At 30.0% G+C, this 18,124-nt stretch carries 19 protein-coding genes and 1 other annotated feature; of the genes, 2 read left to right on the top strand and 17 right to left on the bottom strand.

Annotated features, from left to right (window positions below):
- Nucleotides 1-78 precede the first annotated feature (78 nt).
- The 8 genes from G319_RS0103430 to G319_RS04760 all read right to left on the bottom strand — a co-directional run bounded on the left by G319_RS0103430 (nt 79) and on the right by G319_RS04760 (nt 8,084).
- The gene (locus G319_RS0103430; protein WP_026389681.1) at nt 79-1,317 is read right to left on the bottom strand and encodes a hypothetical protein; all 1,239 of its coding nucleotides are present in this window, start codon (nt 1,315-1,317) and stop codon (nt 79-81) included.
- Nucleotides 1,318-1,377: 60 nt separating this feature from the next.
- A complete protein-coding gene (gene frr, locus G319_RS0103425; protein ID WP_026389680.1) occupies nt 1,378-1,926 on the bottom strand; it encodes a ribosome recycling factor in 549 nt (182 codons plus the stop codon).
- An 18-nt stretch (nt 1,927-1,944) separates the two neighbouring features.
- Nucleotides 1,945-2,658, bottom strand: coding sequence for a UMP kinase (gene pyrH, locus G319_RS0103420; RefSeq protein ID WP_026389679.1), 714 nt, complete (start codon nt 2,656-2,658; stop codon nt 1,945-1,947).
- 116 nt (nt 2,659-2,774) lie between these two features.
- Entirely contained in the window at nt 2,775-3,458 is a 684-nt protein-coding gene (locus tag G319_RS09830; protein ID WP_026389678.1) for a hypothetical protein, read from the bottom strand.
- Between the two features lie 2 nt (nt 3,459-3,460).
- The gene (gene tsf / locus G319_RS0103410; RefSeq protein WP_026389677.1) at nt 3,461-4,357 is read right to left on the bottom strand and encodes a translation elongation factor Ts; all 897 of its coding nucleotides are present in this window, start codon (nt 4,355-4,357) and stop codon (nt 3,461-3,463) included.
- 42 nt (nt 4,358-4,399) lie between these two features.
- Complete coding sequence (gene rpsB, locus G319_RS0103405) at nt 4,400-5,200, bottom strand: 30S ribosomal protein S2 (RefSeq protein ID WP_026389676.1); 801 nt, start codon at nt 5,198-5,200, stop codon at nt 4,400-4,402.
- A 191-nt stretch (nt 5,201-5,391) separates the two neighbouring features.
- Nucleotides 5,392-6,744, bottom strand: coding sequence for a Sapep family Mn(2+)-dependent dipeptidase (locus G319_RS0103400; RefSeq protein WP_026389675.1), 1,353 nt, complete (start codon nt 6,742-6,744; stop codon nt 5,392-5,394).
- 401 nt (nt 6,745-7,145) lie between these two features.
- Complete coding sequence (locus tag G319_RS04760; protein ID WP_035358866.1) at nt 7,146-8,084, bottom strand: J domain-containing protein; 939 nt, start codon at nt 8,082-8,084, stop codon at nt 7,146-7,148.
- A 56-nt stretch (nt 8,085-8,140) separates the two neighbouring features.
- Here G319_RS04760 and G319_RS09825 point away from each other — a divergent pair, with 56 nt between their 5' ends.
- On the top strand, nt 8,141-9,013 hold the full coding sequence (locus G319_RS09825; RefSeq protein WP_026389674.1) for an HAD hydrolase family protein: 873 nt from the start codon (nt 8,141-8,143) through the stop codon (nt 9,011-9,013).
- Nucleotides 9,014-9,108: 95 nt separating this feature from the next.
- The gene (locus G319_RS09820) at nt 9,109-9,987 is read left to right on the top strand and encodes an HAD hydrolase family protein (RefSeq protein ID WP_026389673.1); all 879 of its coding nucleotides are present in this window, start codon (nt 9,109-9,111) and stop codon (nt 9,985-9,987) included.
- 43 nt (nt 9,988-10,030) lie between these two features.
- On the opposite strand, the gene G319_RS0103375 is transcribed toward G319_RS09820, so the two are convergent.
- The 9 genes from G319_RS0103375 to G319_RS09810 all read right to left on the bottom strand — a co-directional run bounded on the left by G319_RS0103375 (nt 10,031) and on the right by G319_RS09810 (nt 18,079).
- Nucleotides 10,031-10,411 (bottom strand): hypothetical protein, encoded by a 381-nt coding sequence (locus G319_RS0103375; RefSeq protein WP_026389672.1) that lies wholly within the window; start codon nt 10,409-10,411, stop codon nt 10,031-10,033.
- 105 nt (nt 10,412-10,516) lie between these two features.
- The gene (rpmA, locus tag G319_RS0103370) at nt 10,517-10,807 is read right to left on the bottom strand and encodes a 50S ribosomal protein L27 (protein WP_026389671.1); all 291 of its coding nucleotides are present in this window, start codon (nt 10,805-10,807) and stop codon (nt 10,517-10,519) included.
- A 1-nt stretch (nt 10,808) separates the two neighbouring features.
- Nucleotides 10,809-11,123 carry a ribosomal-processing cysteine protease Prp gene (locus G319_RS0103365; RefSeq protein ID WP_026389670.1) on the bottom strand — a complete coding sequence of 105 codons (315 nt, stop codon included), beginning with the start codon at nt 11,121-11,123 and terminating at the stop codon, nt 10,809-10,811.
- A gap of 13 nt (nt 11,124-11,136) precedes the next feature.
- Complete coding sequence (rplU, locus tag G319_RS0103360; RefSeq protein WP_026389669.1) at nt 11,137-11,439, bottom strand: 50S ribosomal protein L21; 303 nt, start codon at nt 11,437-11,439, stop codon at nt 11,137-11,139.
- Between the two features lie 8 nt (nt 11,440-11,447).
- Nucleotides 11,448-11,527: a sequence feature (ribosomal protein L21 leader region), on the bottom strand.
- A gap of 83 nt (nt 11,528-11,610) precedes the next feature.
- The gene (locus tag G319_RS09815) at nt 11,611-11,964 is read right to left on the bottom strand and encodes a hypothetical protein (protein ID WP_026389668.1); all 354 of its coding nucleotides are present in this window, start codon (nt 11,962-11,964) and stop codon (nt 11,611-11,613) included.
- Between the two features lie 23 nt (nt 11,965-11,987).
- Nucleotides 11,988-12,872, bottom strand: a complete 885-nt coding sequence (rsmI, locus tag G319_RS0103350) for a 16S rRNA (cytidine(1402)-2'-O)-methyltransferase (RefSeq protein ID WP_026389667.1) — start codon at nt 12,870-12,872, stop codon at nt 11,988-11,990.
- 73 nt (nt 12,873-12,945) lie between these two features.
- Nucleotides 12,946-13,416 (bottom strand): transcription elongation factor GreA, encoded by a 471-nt coding sequence (gene greA, locus G319_RS0103345; RefSeq protein WP_026389666.1) that lies wholly within the window; start codon nt 13,414-13,416, stop codon nt 12,946-12,948.
- Nucleotides 13,417-13,495: 79 nt separating this feature from the next.
- A complete protein-coding gene (gene uvrC / locus G319_RS04755; RefSeq protein WP_051350881.1) occupies nt 13,496-15,097 on the bottom strand; it encodes an excinuclease ABC subunit UvrC in 1,602 nt (533 codons plus the stop codon).
- A 72-nt stretch (nt 15,098-15,169) separates the two neighbouring features.
- Nucleotides 15,170-18,079: a DNA translocase FtsK gene (locus G319_RS09810; RefSeq protein WP_051350880.1), complete on the bottom strand. Its 2,910-nt coding sequence runs from the start codon at nt 18,077-18,079 to the stop codon at nt 15,170-15,172.
- Nucleotides 18,080-18,124 lie beyond the last annotated feature (45 nt).

The raw sequence follows: 18,124 nt of genomic DNA, 5'->3' as shown, positions 1-18,124 counted from the left end.
ACTAATTAATATAGTTATCCTAATTTTAATATAAAAAACACTGGTTTCCCAATGTTTTTTATATTATCTATGTTATTTTTAAATATTGTTAATTTTTTTAGAAAATTTATTCTTTGAAAATGATTTCTTCATAAGTAATATCAGAATAACCATAACAATTAAAGGTATTATCGCCACTAAAATAATATTAGCTGCAAAATCAACGTTGTATATTAATGATCCTAATTTATCTATATCTAATTCAAAAACTTTATCTGGCCCAATTAAGAAGTTGTTGTTTAAACCACCTTCAAAATTAAAGGCTTGATTTAATACTTTCATCATGAAGAAAATCATGAATGCTGCCAATAATAGTGATGCCATTATAACAAGCGCTTTATTGATTCTCTTTTGAACTGCTAACATTGTTTTTAAAGTATTATATTTTTCTTTGTTCTTAAATGCTTTACCATTTAAAACAATTGTATTAGTTTTATCATTGAAGTATTTATTCTCTGTTTCTTCAAAAATAATAGATGTATCATAAGCTTCAATATCAATTTTTACAGCTGAGAATCCATCATTAATTTCGTCTTCAACGATCACATCTACAGCTTTTGTAGATTTAAGATTTTCAGAAGTATTCTTAGAAACAACCCCAATTTTAAATTGTGATACTCCATCTTCATTGAAAGTTTTCTCTGATTTGATAGGAGTAGAAAGAACTTTTTCTTGATTCACTAATTCTAAAGTATTTTTAATTCTCTTATTTTTGTTTATTGCATATACTTTAGCTTTTTGTAATTTTGAAGCGCCCCCAATTAATCCATCATATTCTTCTGCATCTTTGTAAGCATTAGGTGCAGGAGTATGTTTAATGATTGGTTCATTATTTGTTTTAGTTAATTTAACTTTAGGTTCAACAACCTTTTTAACTTCAACTGGTTCAGTTGGTTTTTCAGATTTAATTTCCTCAGTTGCAGTCTCTTTAACTTCAACTTTGATTTCTTTCTTAACTTGAACTTTCTTTTCAACAGTTACTTTTTGTTTTACAACTTCTTTAATAGGAGTTTCTTCATCAACAACTTTCACAGACTCAACAACAACTTTTTCTACAGTCACTGTTTTAGCGGCAGAAACTTTGATTTCTTCTTTTTTCGCTAAAACATTTCAAAGTTCATCAGCATCAACAATAACTAGTTCCTTAGTCTTTTGGTTTTCAATTTTAACAGTTTCAATTCTGTTATTTTCATCGTCAAAACGAACTCCCGCCCCAACAATTGTTTGTGGCTGTTCATTGTATTCAACCACTTGTCCTAATTTAAAATTCTGACTCATATTTCCTCCTATTTAATGTATAAATATTTTCTTATAATGAGATTATAAACAAAATGACAACTAAATTGTCATTAATTCTTTTTCTTTCCCTTTTGTCAAGTCTTCTAATTCTTTTACAAATTTATCAGTTAAAGCTTGAATATCTTTTTCCATACCTTTAACTAAGTCTTCAGAAATATCTTTAGATTTTTTAGCAGCATCAATAGCATCACGACGTGAGTTTCTAATTCTTACCTTAAAAGTTTCTAATTCTTTTGACATTTTTTTAACTAAATCTTTACGTAAGTCTTCAGTTAAAGCTGGAATATTAATTCTGATTACTTCAGCATCAGCAATAGGGTTAACACCTAAATCAGCTTTGTTAATTCCTGATAAAACTTCTTGAATTTGTGATCTATCGTATGGTTTAACTAAGATTTGTTGTGGTTCAGGAACTTGAATTTGTGAAGTTTGGTTCAATGGTGTTGGTGTACCATAAAAGTTAACCATAACTCTATCAAGCATAGAAGCATTAGCTCTACCTGTTCTAATTTTTGTCATATAGTCTTTTCAAGCTGAAATAGTGTTTTGCATTTCCATTTCAGCATTTAATAAAATTTCGTCCATCATAATATTTTTCTCCTCTTTTTATTCAATAATTGTTGATTTTAAATCTCCATGCATAACTTTAACAATGTTATCTTGTCCTTGCATGTCGAATACTTCGATTTTTAAGTTGGCATCTTGTGCTAAAGTAGCAGCAGTTAAATCCATAACTCTTAATTTCTTTTCTGCCACTTCATTGTGTGTTAAATGTTCAAATAATACGGCATCGGCATTTGTTCTTGGATCTTTATCGTAAACTCCTGCAACCCCGTTCTTAGCCATTAAGATAACATCCGCTCCAATTTCAATAGCTCTAATTGTCGCGTTTGTATCTGTTGTGAAATATGCATAACCAGTTCCACCAACGAAAATAGAAATGTGTCCTTCTTCCATTTTTGTTCTAGCCTTTTTAAAGTTGTAAGGCTCAGTTACAGTGTTAATTTCAAGTGATGAATATACATCGACTTTATCATAACCCATTGTCTTGATTGTTGACTCTAAAGCCAAACCATTCATAACTGTCGCTAACATCCCCATGTAGTCTGCATTAATTTGCGGCATGTTGATACTTGGGCCAAGGTTACCTCTTCAGATATTTCCTCCACCAATAACAATTCCCAATTTTGCTCCTTCACGAGCCAATTGAATAATTTGTTTAGAAACATTTTCTAATGCTTCTTTGTCATAAATTTCATTTTCACCTTTTAAAGCTTCTCCACTAAGTTTTAAAAGTGCTGTATTGTATTTTAAAGTCATTCTACACCCCTATTATTCTGTTTATCCTATTAATTATACTAATTAAACCCCTAAAAATCTAATGTTAATTTATAGAAATAAAAAAACATCTCTTTGTGAGAGATGTTTTAAAACAATTATTTTTGATCGTCTTTATTTTTAATTTTTTTAACTATTTCTTTTTCTTTTTCAATTTCAGCTTTTTTAGCTAACGCTGCCATATTTTTGAAATATTCATCAGCATTACCTTTTTCAATTTTATGACCTGTAAGTTCGATGTTTTTAATAACAAATGGTCCAAACATAGAAGATTTAGATATCTTTTGACGCTTGTTAGTTCTTTTACCTTGTAGGTAATTAATATAAACAGCACCTTTAGTTTCATCATCAATTACTTTTGTAATTTTTGAATATCCAATTGATTCTCCCATGAAAGAAATTTGTTTCTCATCGAATGCAATACCAAATTTTGGTAAAGCAAATCATAATAGAACAACTGTCGCAATTAGGAATACAAACCCTACAGCGATTAAGGCCACGATTGTACCTAATGCTGAACTTTCTGTAGTGAAGATTTCATCCGCATTTGAATAAATCGCAATTACAGAGATTGCTAGTGCAAGTTGTACTATATACATCCCAACTAAAACAAATAATAAATTTTTACCAATTATTTTAGCCTTTGACTTAGCAGTTACGAATTTATAAACGTAGTAAGTCATCATAATAGCTATTAATGTTGAGACAGCTAATAAAATAACTCCTAAAATTAATAGATTAGTTGAAACTTTTGGAAATAAATTAGTTAATTGATTAAACATAATTAGTTACCGGCAACTTGTGCAGCAACTTCACTAGCGAAGTCTGTCACAACTTTCTCAATACCTTCTCCAACTTCGAAACGTACCATTTCAGTTAAAGTAGCACCTTTAGATTCGATGAATTTTCCAACTGTGAATTTTTCATCAACTACAAATGATTGATCTTCTAAAGAAATTTCTGATAATTTTTTAGATAATTTTCCATTTAAGATGTTTTCGATAATGTTTTCAGGTTTTCCAACTAATTTAGGATCTTCTTTTGCTAATTCTTTAATAATGTGCATTTCTGATTCTTTGAATTCAGCAGGAATTTCTGATTTGTTTTTGTATTTTGGTGACATTGCAGCAACGTGCATTGCAACGTTGTATGCGTCTGAAGCATCCATGTTTCCATCAAATGCTAATAATACAGAAACTCTTTTGTTTGCGTGGTTGTATAAAGTAACTGTTTTATCAGCACCTTTTTCAACGATTACAAATCTTCTTAATTCAATTTTTTCCCCAATTGTAGCTGTTGCTGTAATTAGTTCTTCACCAATAGTTGTACCTTTTGATGTTTTAACTGCTAATGCTTCTTCTAAAGTTTTAGCATCTGAGTTTAATAAAGAAGTTGCAACTTCGTTCATTAAGTTTAAGAATGATTCGTTTTGAGCAACGAAGTCTGTTTCTGAGTTAACTTCGATAATTGCTGCTTTTGTATCGTTTTCAACTGCTAAAGTAACACCTTCAGCTGCTACACGATCAGATTTTTTAGCTGCTTTAGCTAATCCGTTTTCTCTTAATCAAACAATAGCATCATCGATGTTGTTGTTTGTAGCTTCAAGAGCTTTTTTACAATCCATCATTCCAGCTTGAGTGATTTCACGTAATTCTTTAATTAATTTTGCATCTACTGCCATATTTTTATCCCCCTGATTTTTATGATAAATAATTTAATTTAATTATTTAGTTGTTGGTCTTTCAGTTCTTGGTTTTCAAGTTCTTTCACCATTGTTGTTTGTGTTTTCTCTGTATTCTTTTTTAGGAGCTACAGTTTTTAATTTTGATTCTGGCATTTTGATTTGTGCTGCATCAGCATAAGCATCTACCATGTTGTTTACAATGATGTTTACTGATTCTTGTAAATCATCGTTTGCAGGAATCACTAAGTCAACCATATCTGGATCAACGTTTGTATCACAAATTGCGATAACTTTAATTCCTAATTTTCTTGCTTCTTTAACTGCAATTTCATCAGTTTTTGGGTCTACTACAAATAATGCTGCAGGTAATTTGTGCATTTGTTTGATTCCACCTAAAGTTTTTTCTAATTTAGCTTTTTCTTTTAAGATTAAGATTTGTTCTTTTTTAGTTCTTAAAGCTAATTTTCCATTTTTTTCTTCTTCTTCAATTTGTCATAAGTGTTTAATTCTTACTAAAATTGTTTTTAAGTTTGTTAATGTTCCACCTAATCATCTTTGGTTTACAAAGAAGTTTCCTGAACGTAATGCTGCTTCAGCAACTGCATTTTTAGCTGATCTTTTTGTTCCAACGAATAATACTTTTTCGTTTTTAGCTCCGATTGCAGCCATAACTTTTCTAGCTTCTTCTAATTGAACCATTGTTTTTTGTAAATCAATGATGTGGTTTTTGTTTTTTGTTCCATAAATGTATGGAGCCATTTTTGGGTTTCAACGTTTAGTTTGGTGTCCGTATTGAACTCCCGCTTCTCATAACTCTTCTCTAGTTAATTCTTTTGCCATGTTTGTGGTCTCTCTTTCTTTTTTGTTATACTTCCAAATAATTCGAACATATACCACCTATATATTAAATAAGGCACTGGGCATATGAATTCTTACTTGTGATTGACTATATTTTTTATAAAACATATCAATGGTTTAATTTTACCAAAAAAAGCAAAAAATATAAAGCGTTAGCTCTATATTTTTGAGTATTATTTAGTTAATAAAGTAATGGCTTTTGCGTAAATTTCAAGCATCTTTTTAAGGTCTTCAACTTTTACATATTCATTGTAAGCGTGCATTGTTGATTCTTCCATATCAAATTCAGCTCCGAATGCTACAACATTAGGCATTGATTTAGCATAAGTTCCACCACCAATAGCTAATGGTTGTGATTCCATGTCTCCAGTAACTTCTTGATATACTTGCATAATTTTTTTAATTAATTCAGAATCTTTTGGTACATAAACACTATCTTCAACAGCTTCAACAACACCATTTAATGAGTAATCTTGAACAAAGTCTTGCATTGTTGGAATAAATACTTCTTTAGGATCAGTAAACACAGGAACTCTATAGTTACATGCAATTCTTTGGAATCCATCTCTAATATCGATAATTCCCAAGTTCTGAGTTAGGTCTCCAGTTTCATCTTTAATGTCTTCAAAAATGTTTGAGGCATTATAATCCATGTGCATGTTTTCAGCGATGAAATCTGTTGCAGCGTGATGTACTCCAGATTCAAACATAGCTTTTGCTAGGTAAGTTGCAGCGTTAATCCCAACTCATGGTAGTGAAGCATGACCAGCAGCTCCTTGAACTGCCAATCTACCTTCTGCATCATTTGATGTAGAAATATTGTTTTCATTTAATCATTTAGCAATTTCAACTTGTTTTGGTCCCTTGTATGTAACTTGATCACAAATTACGTTATATGCTGATCCACCTGTAATTTCAAATTCAGCTGGTAATGTTCCGTTAATATCCATATCAACAATTCATTTCTCTGCATAAACTACAGGGAATTCACCATCTGGTACATAACCAGCATCAGCAATACCATAATCTGCTAAATAAGCATTGATTGATTCTCAAGTTGTTTCTTCTGTTAAACCAAAAATTAAACGAATTTTGTAGTCTTTAGATTTGTATCCGTGGTCTTTTAAATATTTAAGAGCATAAAGATTCATCATTGTAGGACCTTTGTCGTCAAAAGCACCACGTCCAATTAGTTTTCCGTCTTTTTCAATTGGTGTAAACGGATCTGTTACTCATTGTTCCATGTTTCCTGGTGGAACTACGTCTAAGTGACAAAGGATAACGAATAATTTGTCCCCTTCTCCATAATCTACAAAACCATATCTATTTTGAGCATCTTGATGAGTTTCGAAACCCATTTCATTTGCAAGATTAATTGCATAATCTAAAACATCTTTAGTTCCTTGACCATATGGTGCACCAGGCAAAGCTTCAGTTTTAAATGATGGGATTGATAAAAGTTTTTTTGTTTGTTCATACGCTAATGGGAAATATTCTTCCATTAATTTTTTTGTATCTATTTTCATTTTGACCTCCATTAGTTGTCTATACAATAATTATAATACTTTCATTTTGATATTCCTTTCTAATTTTAAATATTGATAAAGTATCCCCTAGAAACAAGATCTTTATTTTTAAATTCATACATAAGTTTTATTTTGAGAGTAATGTAATATAAAAAATATTTTTGGAATACAATATATTTAACAGGCGAGGTGCAATGAAATGAGTTATATATTCGAGGGTTTATTCTTCTTCGTTCTTATGTATTACTAGCTTTCATTTTTAGCAAGGAATGAAGGCCGAAAGACGTGAAAGAAGAGCAGCAAGAAAAGCTAAAAAACTTGCCAAAGCCGGATGTTGCAAAGCATGTTTAGAAGAAGAAATTGAAGATTATGAAAAAACACCGTAATTTATTTACGGTGTTTTATATTTTTTCGATTTTCTTAATTAAGTCATAAGCGGCATTTATTTTTGCCATCATTTCTTTTGCTTCTTCTGATGAATTTTTATCTGGGTGATATTGTAAAGCTAATTTACGATAAGCCTTCTTGATATCAGTTGCTGATGTACCCTTTTCAACCCCTAAAGTTTTATAAGCTAAAGTTATATCATCAAATGATTCTTGGAAAGAATCTTGTTGTTGGTTTTGACTTTGTTGATTATATTGTTGTTGGTTAGAACGTTCTTGGTATGATTGTTGATTACGATTCCCATAATTATGTCTGTTGTGATCACGATTATAAGCACTTTCATCTCTTTGATAATATTTGAAAGGATTTTCCCTTTCTTTAACATCATCATATAATTTAGAAATTATTTGATTTGTTTTTTCACTTAAAATTTTCTTTATATCAAAAAAAGCTTTGTTGATTGTTTTATGGCGAACATCTCCATTAATTTTATTAAAGAAGAAATCTAGTTCAGCTACTAAAATTACCCCAACAAATTGATCTATCATTGTTTTTCTAAATGCATCTAGTAAGACATTATAATAAGAAATCAGAAATTGGATATTTTCTGGAGTTTTATTTAACAATACTTTATCCAATGATTTTAAAAGGTTTCCTGAATTTAACTTCCATTCATTGATAACTAAAGCTTCATATCCGTCAAGAGTCTGAATCAGCAAATTCACATCAGACAGAGACACTCCCTTTTGTTTATTCAAAAAAACCTTAGTTTCATTGTAATTACTTAAAAAGGGATATTCTCCGTAAACTTCAAAATAATCATAGTAAGGTACTTTGATTGTTTTTTTACTATTGTACATTCAAATGGTTTTATTACGTTCAAAAGCTTCAGCAACAGGATTAGAAGATTCTCTGTTTTGTTTTGGTTTTTTATTTTTTGAGAAAAACTTCATATTATTGTTTACCTTTCATTTGTAATATATCATCTTAATTATAAGGGAGAACTTTTATGAAAATTGAAAATAATGAAATAAAAATGATAGTCACAGATTTGGATGGAACTTTATTACCTTTTGGAAATGAAGAATTAAGTTCAAAAACATTAGAAGTGATTAGACAAATGATTGATAAAGGGATTTATTTTGTCTTAAATACCGGTAATATGCCCTACATGGTAAATTGAGTTGTGGATTCAATTGGTCATGCAAAAGCAGAATACTTAAGATATTTTATTGGAAATAGTGGTGTTGTCATCCATGATTTTAAAACCAATCAAAGTAAAATTGGTGGTTATTTCAAAAATCACGAAGTTAAAGAAATCATTAAAGTTCTAAAAGAATTTGATGTCATTTTTAATATAACAGATATGACTTTGAAAAATATATACTTCTCAGACGAAGAAGAACTTGAAATGGTCAGAACAAGAAAAGCTCAAACTCTTAAAACCAATAAATATGAACTTATATCAGATGAAATTTTAGAGGGACTAAACTCACCAAAAATAACTTTTAAAGTTAAAAATAATAATCTTGAAGAATACAAAAAAGTGATTGAAAAATTAGATACATACATTGGCCAAGACCATTATCACCCTATGTCATGAATGATTGGAAGTGCTGATCTGATTAAACCTGGTTTTACAAAATTTGAAGGAATAAAAGAATTAATAAATATTGTAAATAATGAAAATCCAAATAACTCCCACATCACTTTAGATAATGTTATTTATTTTGGAGATCAAGGAAATGATATCGACGTTTTTAAAAATCATAAGTACTCAATTGCTGTAGATAATGCAATTGATGAATTAAAAAACTTAGCTTATAAAATCACTGATGCTGCAAATGAAGATGGTTTAGCAAACTTTTTACTTACACTTTAATACTTTTTAATTTTTAAAGTACTTTTGATTATTAACAAAAGGGTGAATTATTTTTTAATTAAGATTATTATCAAGACATATAGGAGATATTAAATATGAAAATTAATGGAAATGAAGTTAAATTAATTGTCGCTGATATGGATGGTACCGTTCTAGATCACTCTAATAAGGACTACTTTGGATTATCACCAAATACAGCAAATCAAATTAAAAAATGAAATGATGAAGGTATTTATTTTGCGTTCAACACCGGGAACATGCACGATATGGTTTCTTTCATTGTAAAGCAATACGCCCCCACTTTTAATGAATACAATAGATTCTTTATTGGGAATAACGGAATCATAATTCATGACTTTCTAAAAGATGAAAGCCATGTTGAGGGTTTTTTCGATAATCAAACAGTTAGAGAGATTGTTGAAATCTTAAAAAATAATGATTGTAACTTTTGTATAAATTCAGATGAACTAGAAGTAGCTTACTTTTCAAATGAAGAAATGGGAGATTATAAATTATGAAAAACTGGACTTATTCCAGATTCAGATTACAGAATTTTCGATGATTCAGTATTAGAAAATATTAAATCACCAAAAATCATTATGGAGACTAAATCTCATGACGCATTTGATAAAGCAATGGATGAGTTAAACCAAAAAATCGGAACAGATAAATTCGCTGCCATGTCATGAAAAAAAGGAGCAGCTGATCTAATTGTTCCTAACTTTGACAAGTTCACTGGTTTACAAAGAACGATTGCATTAATCAATGAACAAAATCCAGATAAAGAACCAATCACTTTGGATAATGTTGTCTATTTTGGAGATGCTATGAATGATTATTCAGTTTTTGCAAAACATAAGTATTCAATCGCTATGGGAAATGCTTTAGATGAAATCAAAGAAATTGCTTATGATGTTTGTGATACAGTTTCAAATGATGGATTAATTAAATATATGAATGGGTTAGAAAAATAATTGCTATAACAAAAAAACACTTCATTTATTGAAGTGTTTTTTACTATTGATTATTAATTTGTACCAACTTAACATCTCTTCTTAAACTAAATCCAGTAATGAAGTTCACTAAACCCAATGGGAAGGAAGTAATACTAAACATGCAAGTTATAAATAGCATCTTAAACATCTTTTCATTCATCACAAACTTGTTATTAGCAATAATTGATGAAAGAACGATTTGTGTAATTGATAGCCCTAAATTAAAGTGAGCCAGAACCATTAATATAATATAAAAAACTCTATCACCTTGAAGTTCTGTTTGCCCTTGAATGATATGATCGTTGATCGTAACATCAAAGAAAATACAAAATATTAATAAGGCAAAAGCTAAAACACAACTCATCACAAGTATTATCAATATATTTTTTCTAGAATGTATCATTTTGCACCTCTTATAATTTGATAATACTCTTTTTTATAAAAATAGTAAAAGTTAAAAATCGGAAATAAAAAAAACTAGCGATGCTAGTTTTTATTTTTAAACTAATTATTTAGCTTCTTGAGCAATAACGATAGCTCTTGTACGGTTTTTTCCAAATTTTTCGTATTTAACGATACCTGAAACTAATGCAAATAGAGTATCATCTCCACCACGACCTACATTTTGACCAGGGTGAATTTTTGTACCTCTTTGTCTGAAAATGATTGATCCTGCATTAGCGAATTGACCGTCAGCTTTTTTAGCTCCTAAACGTTTTGATTCTGAATCTCTACCGTTTTTAGTTGACCCTACTCCTTTTTTAGAAGCAAAGAACTGTAATCCTAATAAGAAACGCATATTAACGTACCTCCTTCAATTCTGCATTGGCTGGATATTGAACTGCAATTGTTTCCAATTGAACTTTTAACATCTTGAACATTATTTGTAGTTCTTCATTTTCGAAAGTATTAACTTCGATAATGATTTTGTTATCAAGAACCTTGATTTCAATATCTTCCTTATGATAAGTATCCATAGCATTCATAGCTCCACTAACAATTCCTGTTAATGCGGCGCATACTAAGTCATGACCATAGTCACCAGCATTAGCATGTCCAGACATTTGAATACTTTGATATTTATCGTTTTTGTATTTTAAGTTAATTTTAACCATGGGTTTAAATTAATTATTTTGATGAAATTTCATCAATTTTAACTTTTGTAAATGGTTGTCTGTGACCATAAACTTTATTAACATTTTTCTTTGGGTGGTATCTAACTACTCTAATTTTTTTACCTTTTGAGTGTTTTACAATAGTACCTGTAACTGTTGCACCTTCGATGAAAGGTGTTCCAATTAAACCATCGATCATTAATACTTCATTAAAAGTAATTTTTGAATCAACTTCTCCATATACTTTTTCAATGTAGATTTCTTGTCCGGCTTCAACTTTAATTTGTTTTCCACCTGTTTTAATGATTGCGAACATATATATTTCCTCCAGTCTAGACTCGCCTTTGCATGTGAGGTTTTCACCTTCTTGTAAACATACTTTTAAAGAGCGGTTGAAACTTTTTTTCAACATATATATAATACAATATTTACCTATATAAATACAATATAAAAAGGTAAAAACTTTTATGTTTCTACCTTTATTTTTCTATATCAAATCTAGTGAGCTAAATTCTTGGATTTCAAGATTATTTATTTCATCTTCGATTGTCATTTCAGAAAAGTTATCGTCATTTAATTCAATACTTCTTAAATTAACTTGTACTTCATTTGGTTGTTCTCTTAAACTGTTATCTCATGTCATAGCTGAGTCGCCAAGTTTAATTGAACCCTTAACTGCATCAACGTTAAAATTTTTATGTATAAAGATTGAATTAGATATCGTTGAATAGAAATTTGCAAAGCCATTTATAACTTTGGCTATTCCATCAAATAATGCTCCAGTGATGTTTATTGCACCACCGTGAATATCTTTTGTTTCTTGTTCTGTTAATTTTCTCATGTTCACCCCTATAGTATTAGGGATTATTTATAAAAGTTTAAGTATATTTTGTAAATTTCGTTTTTCTTTTGGTTATAAAGGTTAGCAACAATTTCAGATGCTTGTTTTAATTTATAACCTTGTTTAATATATTCCTCGACTTTATCAGCTAATTCTTGATCTGATAATTGAGCTAATTTTTGCTCGTATTTATCAATTACAATTACAAATTCACCTTTCTCAATAAACTTATCTGAGTTAATGAAATCAGAAACTTCTCCGACTTTCCCACTGATAAATTCCTCATTTAATTTAGTTAGTTCTCTAGCCACTGTTATTTCTTGTTCAGGATTTAAGATTTCTTTAAGTAAGGCTGTTGTATCTTTGATTCTATGAACTGATTCATAAAAACTTATAATAGCTGAATCATTATATTTATTAATAACATTTACCAATTCATCTTTTTTAGATTGATAATTTTTATTTTCAATAAAACCATAAAAGTAGTTTTCTTTATTTGTATAACCAGCAGCCACAATAGCATGAATATATGCTGGTCCAACATTCACTGATGTTACATTAAAATCAACTTCAGTTTGTTTTATGCGATTAATAAAAGCTGCTCCAGGATCCGAAATTACAGGAGCTCCAGCATCAGATACAATCGCAATATTTTTGCCTTGATTCAAAGCAATAGCAATTTCCTCAACTCGATCAACCTCATTATGCATATGTAATGAGATTAGTTTTGATCTAATATCAAACTTTTTCAAAAGGACTTGAGTTGTTCTCGTGTCTTCACAACAAATGAAATCAACTTCGTCTAAAACTTTGATAGCTCTTGGACTCATATCTTCTAAATTACCAATTGGTGTTCCTACTAAATAAATAGTTGGTAAGTTGTTCTTAAATGTTTGTTGTAGTTTCATATATACCTCTTTGCTTATTATATTTTACCAACTTATTAGGCAATAAAAAAATACTCTTACGAGTATTGATTAATTATTTAATTTTTTTAATTAAGATTTTGTAAGGTGTAGCAACATCTCTAATTTCAACTGTTGCCCCTTCTTTTTGTCCAAGCATAGCTTTAGCAATAGGTGATTCATTTGAAATTAAGTTTTCGAATGGGTCAGCTTCAGTAGCACCAACAATTTTAATTGTCATTTCTTTTTTCTCATTTACTGAAACCATTGTAACTGTTGATCCAATTTTAACTTCGTCTTTAGCACCTTCGGCTTCGTCAATAACTTTAGCTTGACTAATCATTGCTTCAACTTCTTTAATTTTAGCTTCAACTTCAGCTTGTCTGTTTCTTGCTGCATCATAATCAGCATTTTCAGATAAATCTCCTTGGTTACGAGCTTCAACTAACTCTTCAATAACTTTTGGTCTAACAACCTCTAATAAGTTTTTTAATTCAGCTTGTTTAAGAGCTAAACCTTCTTTTGTTAAGATAATTTCTTTTGACATAATAAATCTCCTTTTACCTAATTTAACTTTTCAATTATATAATATTTTCTATCTTATATCTACCCAAATGTTTTATAGATTATTTTTTAAGAAAATCTTTATTTTGTTTATATCTAAATCCAGATTTAGCATAAGCATCAACTCTAATTTGGATACCACTTAGCAAGTTGAATAACTTAGCATCCTTTTTAATTTCAATCACTTGCTCATTTAAATCTAGTAAATGATCTGTTTTATGGTGTTCATCTTTAACTAATCCAACAACCGGGATTCGTTCAAGCCCTAATAGCTCTAATTGCTCTTTTGCAGCATGTATCTGGATGATACCACCATCCATGATAATCAAATCAGGTAATTCACGTTTTTCCATCAAAGCCTTTTGAAAACGACGATAAATCATATTCTTCATTCTTGCATAATCACTTGGTTCATCGATTTCGATATTATATTTTCTAAATTCATTTCTACTTGGTTTACCTTCTTTGTAAACAACACAACTTCCAGTTACATATTCATTTTCAATATTTGAGATATCAAACATTTCAATATGGTATGGATATGTTTGAAGCCCCAGAATATCTTGCAGTCTTTCAAGAACAACTTTCTCATTACTATTTACAGTTTGAGAATTTAGATTTGATTTCCTCATTGTTTCTTTAGCGTTTTCACTTGCTAGTTCACTAAGAGTTTTTTCTTTTTTAGTAATCGGTTGGTAAATGATTTTTTCAATCTCTTCATCAATGAAATCTATTTCGATATCGCTTGGAATCATTATTTGATCTGGAAGCATATTCTTTTGATAAAGTTGTTGTAGATAGTCCCCCATCATTTCCCCAACTGGTAAATCATAGTAGCTTTGAATATGATCATCTTTAAATAATAATTTACCTGCCCTGAAAAATAAAGTAACAAAAGCTATTTTATCTTCTTCTAAACAGTAGTTAACAATATCACGATCTTTATTATCGATCATTTCAACAGTTTGTTTTTCAGTTATGAAGTCTAGACTTTGTAATGTTTCTTTAATACGTTGAGCTTCCTCAAATTGTAAATTTTCAGCAGCAATAACCATTTTGTTAGTTAAAGTTTCAACAACTTCGCTAATATCTCCTCTAAAAAATTTTGAAATCTTTTTAATTTGATCTCGATAATAAGATTTATCAACTTCTTTGAAACACGCTCCAGAACATTGATCAATATGATAATAAAGGCATGGTTTACCCAAGTTACCTTTGCATCGACGTAATGGAAAAATTCTTTGTAAAGTTATCATAACTTCTCTAGCATTCGAACCTTGTGGAAAAGGTCCAAAACTTCTAGTGGCTTTACGATCATATTTACGAACATATTTATATTCAGGATCTTTTTCATTGGTAATAATAATGTATGGGTAAGCTTTATCATCATTCAAAAGGATGTTGAATCTTGGACGATACTTTTTGATTAAGTTCTCTTCAAGTAATAGAGCTTCTTTTTCATTGTTAACAACAAAGTATTCTAAATCAGTTATTTCTCGCACCAATCTTGTAGTTTTAATGTTGTGCACTCTATTGAAATATGAAGCCACTCTTTTGTTTAACTTCTTGGCTTTTCCTACATAAATAACTTTATGTTCCTTATTGTAATATATATAACATCCCGGCTTATTAGGGAGATTCTTAACTTTTTCTTCTAATGTCATATTGTCCCCCTCATTTTTATAATTTTAATCTATTTACTAAGCAAAAACACAATCTCGCGATTGTGTTTTATATTATTTGTCAACTAATACTTCACGTGGTTTTGAACCATTCTGAGGACCAATAATTCCTTTAGCTTCCAAATCATCAATGATGTTAGCTGCTCTATTGTATCCAAATCCAAATTTACGTTGAATTAAAGATGTTGATGCTTTTCTTTGTTGGATAACAAATTGTTTAACTTCTTCAAACATGTCATCAGAACCTTTTGAAGAATCTGTTGAACTTGCTGAAATTTTTTCTCTTGAGAATTCAGGATTATACATAACCCTTTGTTGGTTAGTAACAAATTCTACAATATCTTCAATTTCATCATCAGACATATATGCTCCTTGAGCACGAATTAATTCTGAACTTCCTGGAGGCATGAACAACATATCTCCACGACCTAATAAGTTTTCAGCTCCAATAGAATCTAAGATTGTTCTTGAATCTGTTCCTGTTGTAACGGCAAAGGCGATACGTGTAGGAATATTTGTTTTAATAGTTCCTGTAATAACGTCAACTGATGGTCTTTGAGTAGCTACAATTAAGTGAATTCCTGCTGCACGAGCCATTTGAGTAATTCTCATAATTGACTCTTCAACTTCTTTACGGTTACCAGTCATCATTAAGTCGGCTAACTCATCGATAATAACAACCATAAATGGAAGTTTTTTAACTCCGTTATGTTTCTTGTTATATCCTTCAATGTTTCTTACTCCAGCTTCCATGAATAATTCATATCGACGTTCCATTTCAGAAACAACCATTTTTAAAGCGTTTGCAGCTTGTTTCATATCTGAAATAACTGGTGTTAACATATGTGGGATATTTGTATATACTGATAATTCAACTTTTTTAGGGTCAATCATCAAGAATTTAACTTCACTTGGTTTCGCTCTTAAAAGGATAGAACAAATCAATGTATTAATCATAACTGATTTACCAGATCCAGTACTTCCAGCTACTAGTAAGTGTGGCATTTTATTTAATTCAGCTGTTAATGGTTCACCTAAAACGTTTTTACCTAAAACAAACAGTAATTTTGAATCATCTTTTTCTTTTGGGATTGATTCGATGATTTCACGCATAGAAACCATTTCTGAATTTGTATTGGCTATTTCTATACCAACAAGGTTTTTACCTTGGATTGGGGCCTCTAAACGGATAGTTTGACTTGCTAGAGCAAGTTTTAAATCGTTTTCTAACGCTGTAATACTATTTACCTTAGTTCCAGGTTCTGGTTGAATTTCAAACTTAGTAACTGATGGTCCAATAATTGTATTAATAACTTTTGCTTTGATTCCAAATTGATCAAATGTTTCATTAATTGCTAAAGCTTTTAATGCTCCATTTTCTTTATTAGCCTTTTCTTTAGCTCAATCACGTTCTAGAACTTTTAAAGTTTCAAGAGGTGGTAATTTATAGTTTTTGTTAGTTTCGACAATTGAAGTTTCAATAACTTCTGGTTCTGCCACTACTTCAATAATTGGAGTTTCTGAAACATACATATTGTGTAAAGGCTCTGAAGGTTTAGATTCAACAATTGGAGTTTCAACTGGTGCTTCAACTATTTCTTCTTCACCAAATAGTTCACCAAAGAATTCAGTATCTGATATTTCATCTTTTTCATGAACATCATCAACAATAATTTCTTGAGCTTTACCAAATGGACTAACGTTCAATTCTCTTTCAAACATTTTTCTAGCTTCACTTGGGTCAATATCACCAAAGTTTCCTGTTTCAGGCATTTCATTTAAGATTGATTCTTGAACATTTTCAACAATTTCAATTTCTGGTTTAGATACCATTTCATAATCATCAGGAGCTTGCATTTGTGATCTTCTAGATCTGAAGACTGGTGTTGTTGATTCTAATTCTTTATCAACATTTTCTGATGCTTGTTTAATAATTTGTTCTTCTCGTTTTGCAATTTGATCAAAATCTTCAAAATGAGGTGTTGCTGGTTCTTCAATCTCAAATAAACCTTGTTCAAAGTTATATATCTCACCACTATTTAAATCTTGTTGGCGTTTTTGATATGATGGCATTTGAATAGTTAAGTCAGAATCTCCAATTGTTTTATCTAGATCTGAATCTCTGTCAAAGACATTTAATGAATTTCAACCAGTATGAGTTTCTTCTTGTTCTTTAACCGATACTAAATGACTTGGTTGGTTTGGGTTGTTTCTTGATTTAAGAGATAAAATACGTAAACCTTTACCACGACGTTTTTCTTTCTTTTTGAAGAAGTAGAAAGCATCTCCTGTAAATATTCATATCATATCAATTACAAATAAGAATGTTGCTAATATGAATGAGAATGGGATTGATAACAATGAAGTTGTTGAAGCCAACAACGTTCCAATAACCCCACCTCCAGAATAGAAGTTTACATATCCACTATTTGAAATGAAGTAATCGATAGTTTCTGTATAAAAACTTCCGCTAAAAATAGATGTGTTTAATCACTCTGTTCAATAGATATCAAATGATACCGAAACTATATCTCACTGGTGTCCTTTATTAATTGGGAATTCTTCACCATAACCTTCATAAGCTACTTTAGTCATTAATGACAATGAGATAATTCAGCAAGTAAGCGCGAATGTCACAATCACCATTCCTAAGAATCGCCCCTTGAATTTGAATCTTATTCCTGCATAAATGCATATGTCAATTAAGATAAGGATTGCATAAACAGGGAATTTAAATCAACCGAAGATAAGATTGAAAAAGACATCATCAAAAAACTGTCCAACAACAGTAATTCTTCCCAATGAGAATAAAGTGAAGAAAAATAATATTAGTCCAGTTACAATTCAAGCAATTGAGTCTTGTTTATATTTTTTCTTAGTTGTGTTAAAAGCTACTGTGCGATCTTCATTAAATGCATGATTGGCAAGAACTTTTTGGTTTGTCTTTCTTGATTTTGATTCCATGTTAATTTCCCCTATTTATGTATTACTCTTATAATTATACTTTAT

It is taken from the genome of Tullyiplasma multilocale ATCC 49900 (assembly GCF_000483165.1).
Classification (GTDB): domain Bacteria; phylum Bacillota_I; class Bacilli_A; order Mycoplasmatales; family Mycoplasmataceae; genus Tullyiplasma; species Tullyiplasma multilocale.
This window is presented reverse-complemented; position numbering and strand designations above follow the sequence as displayed.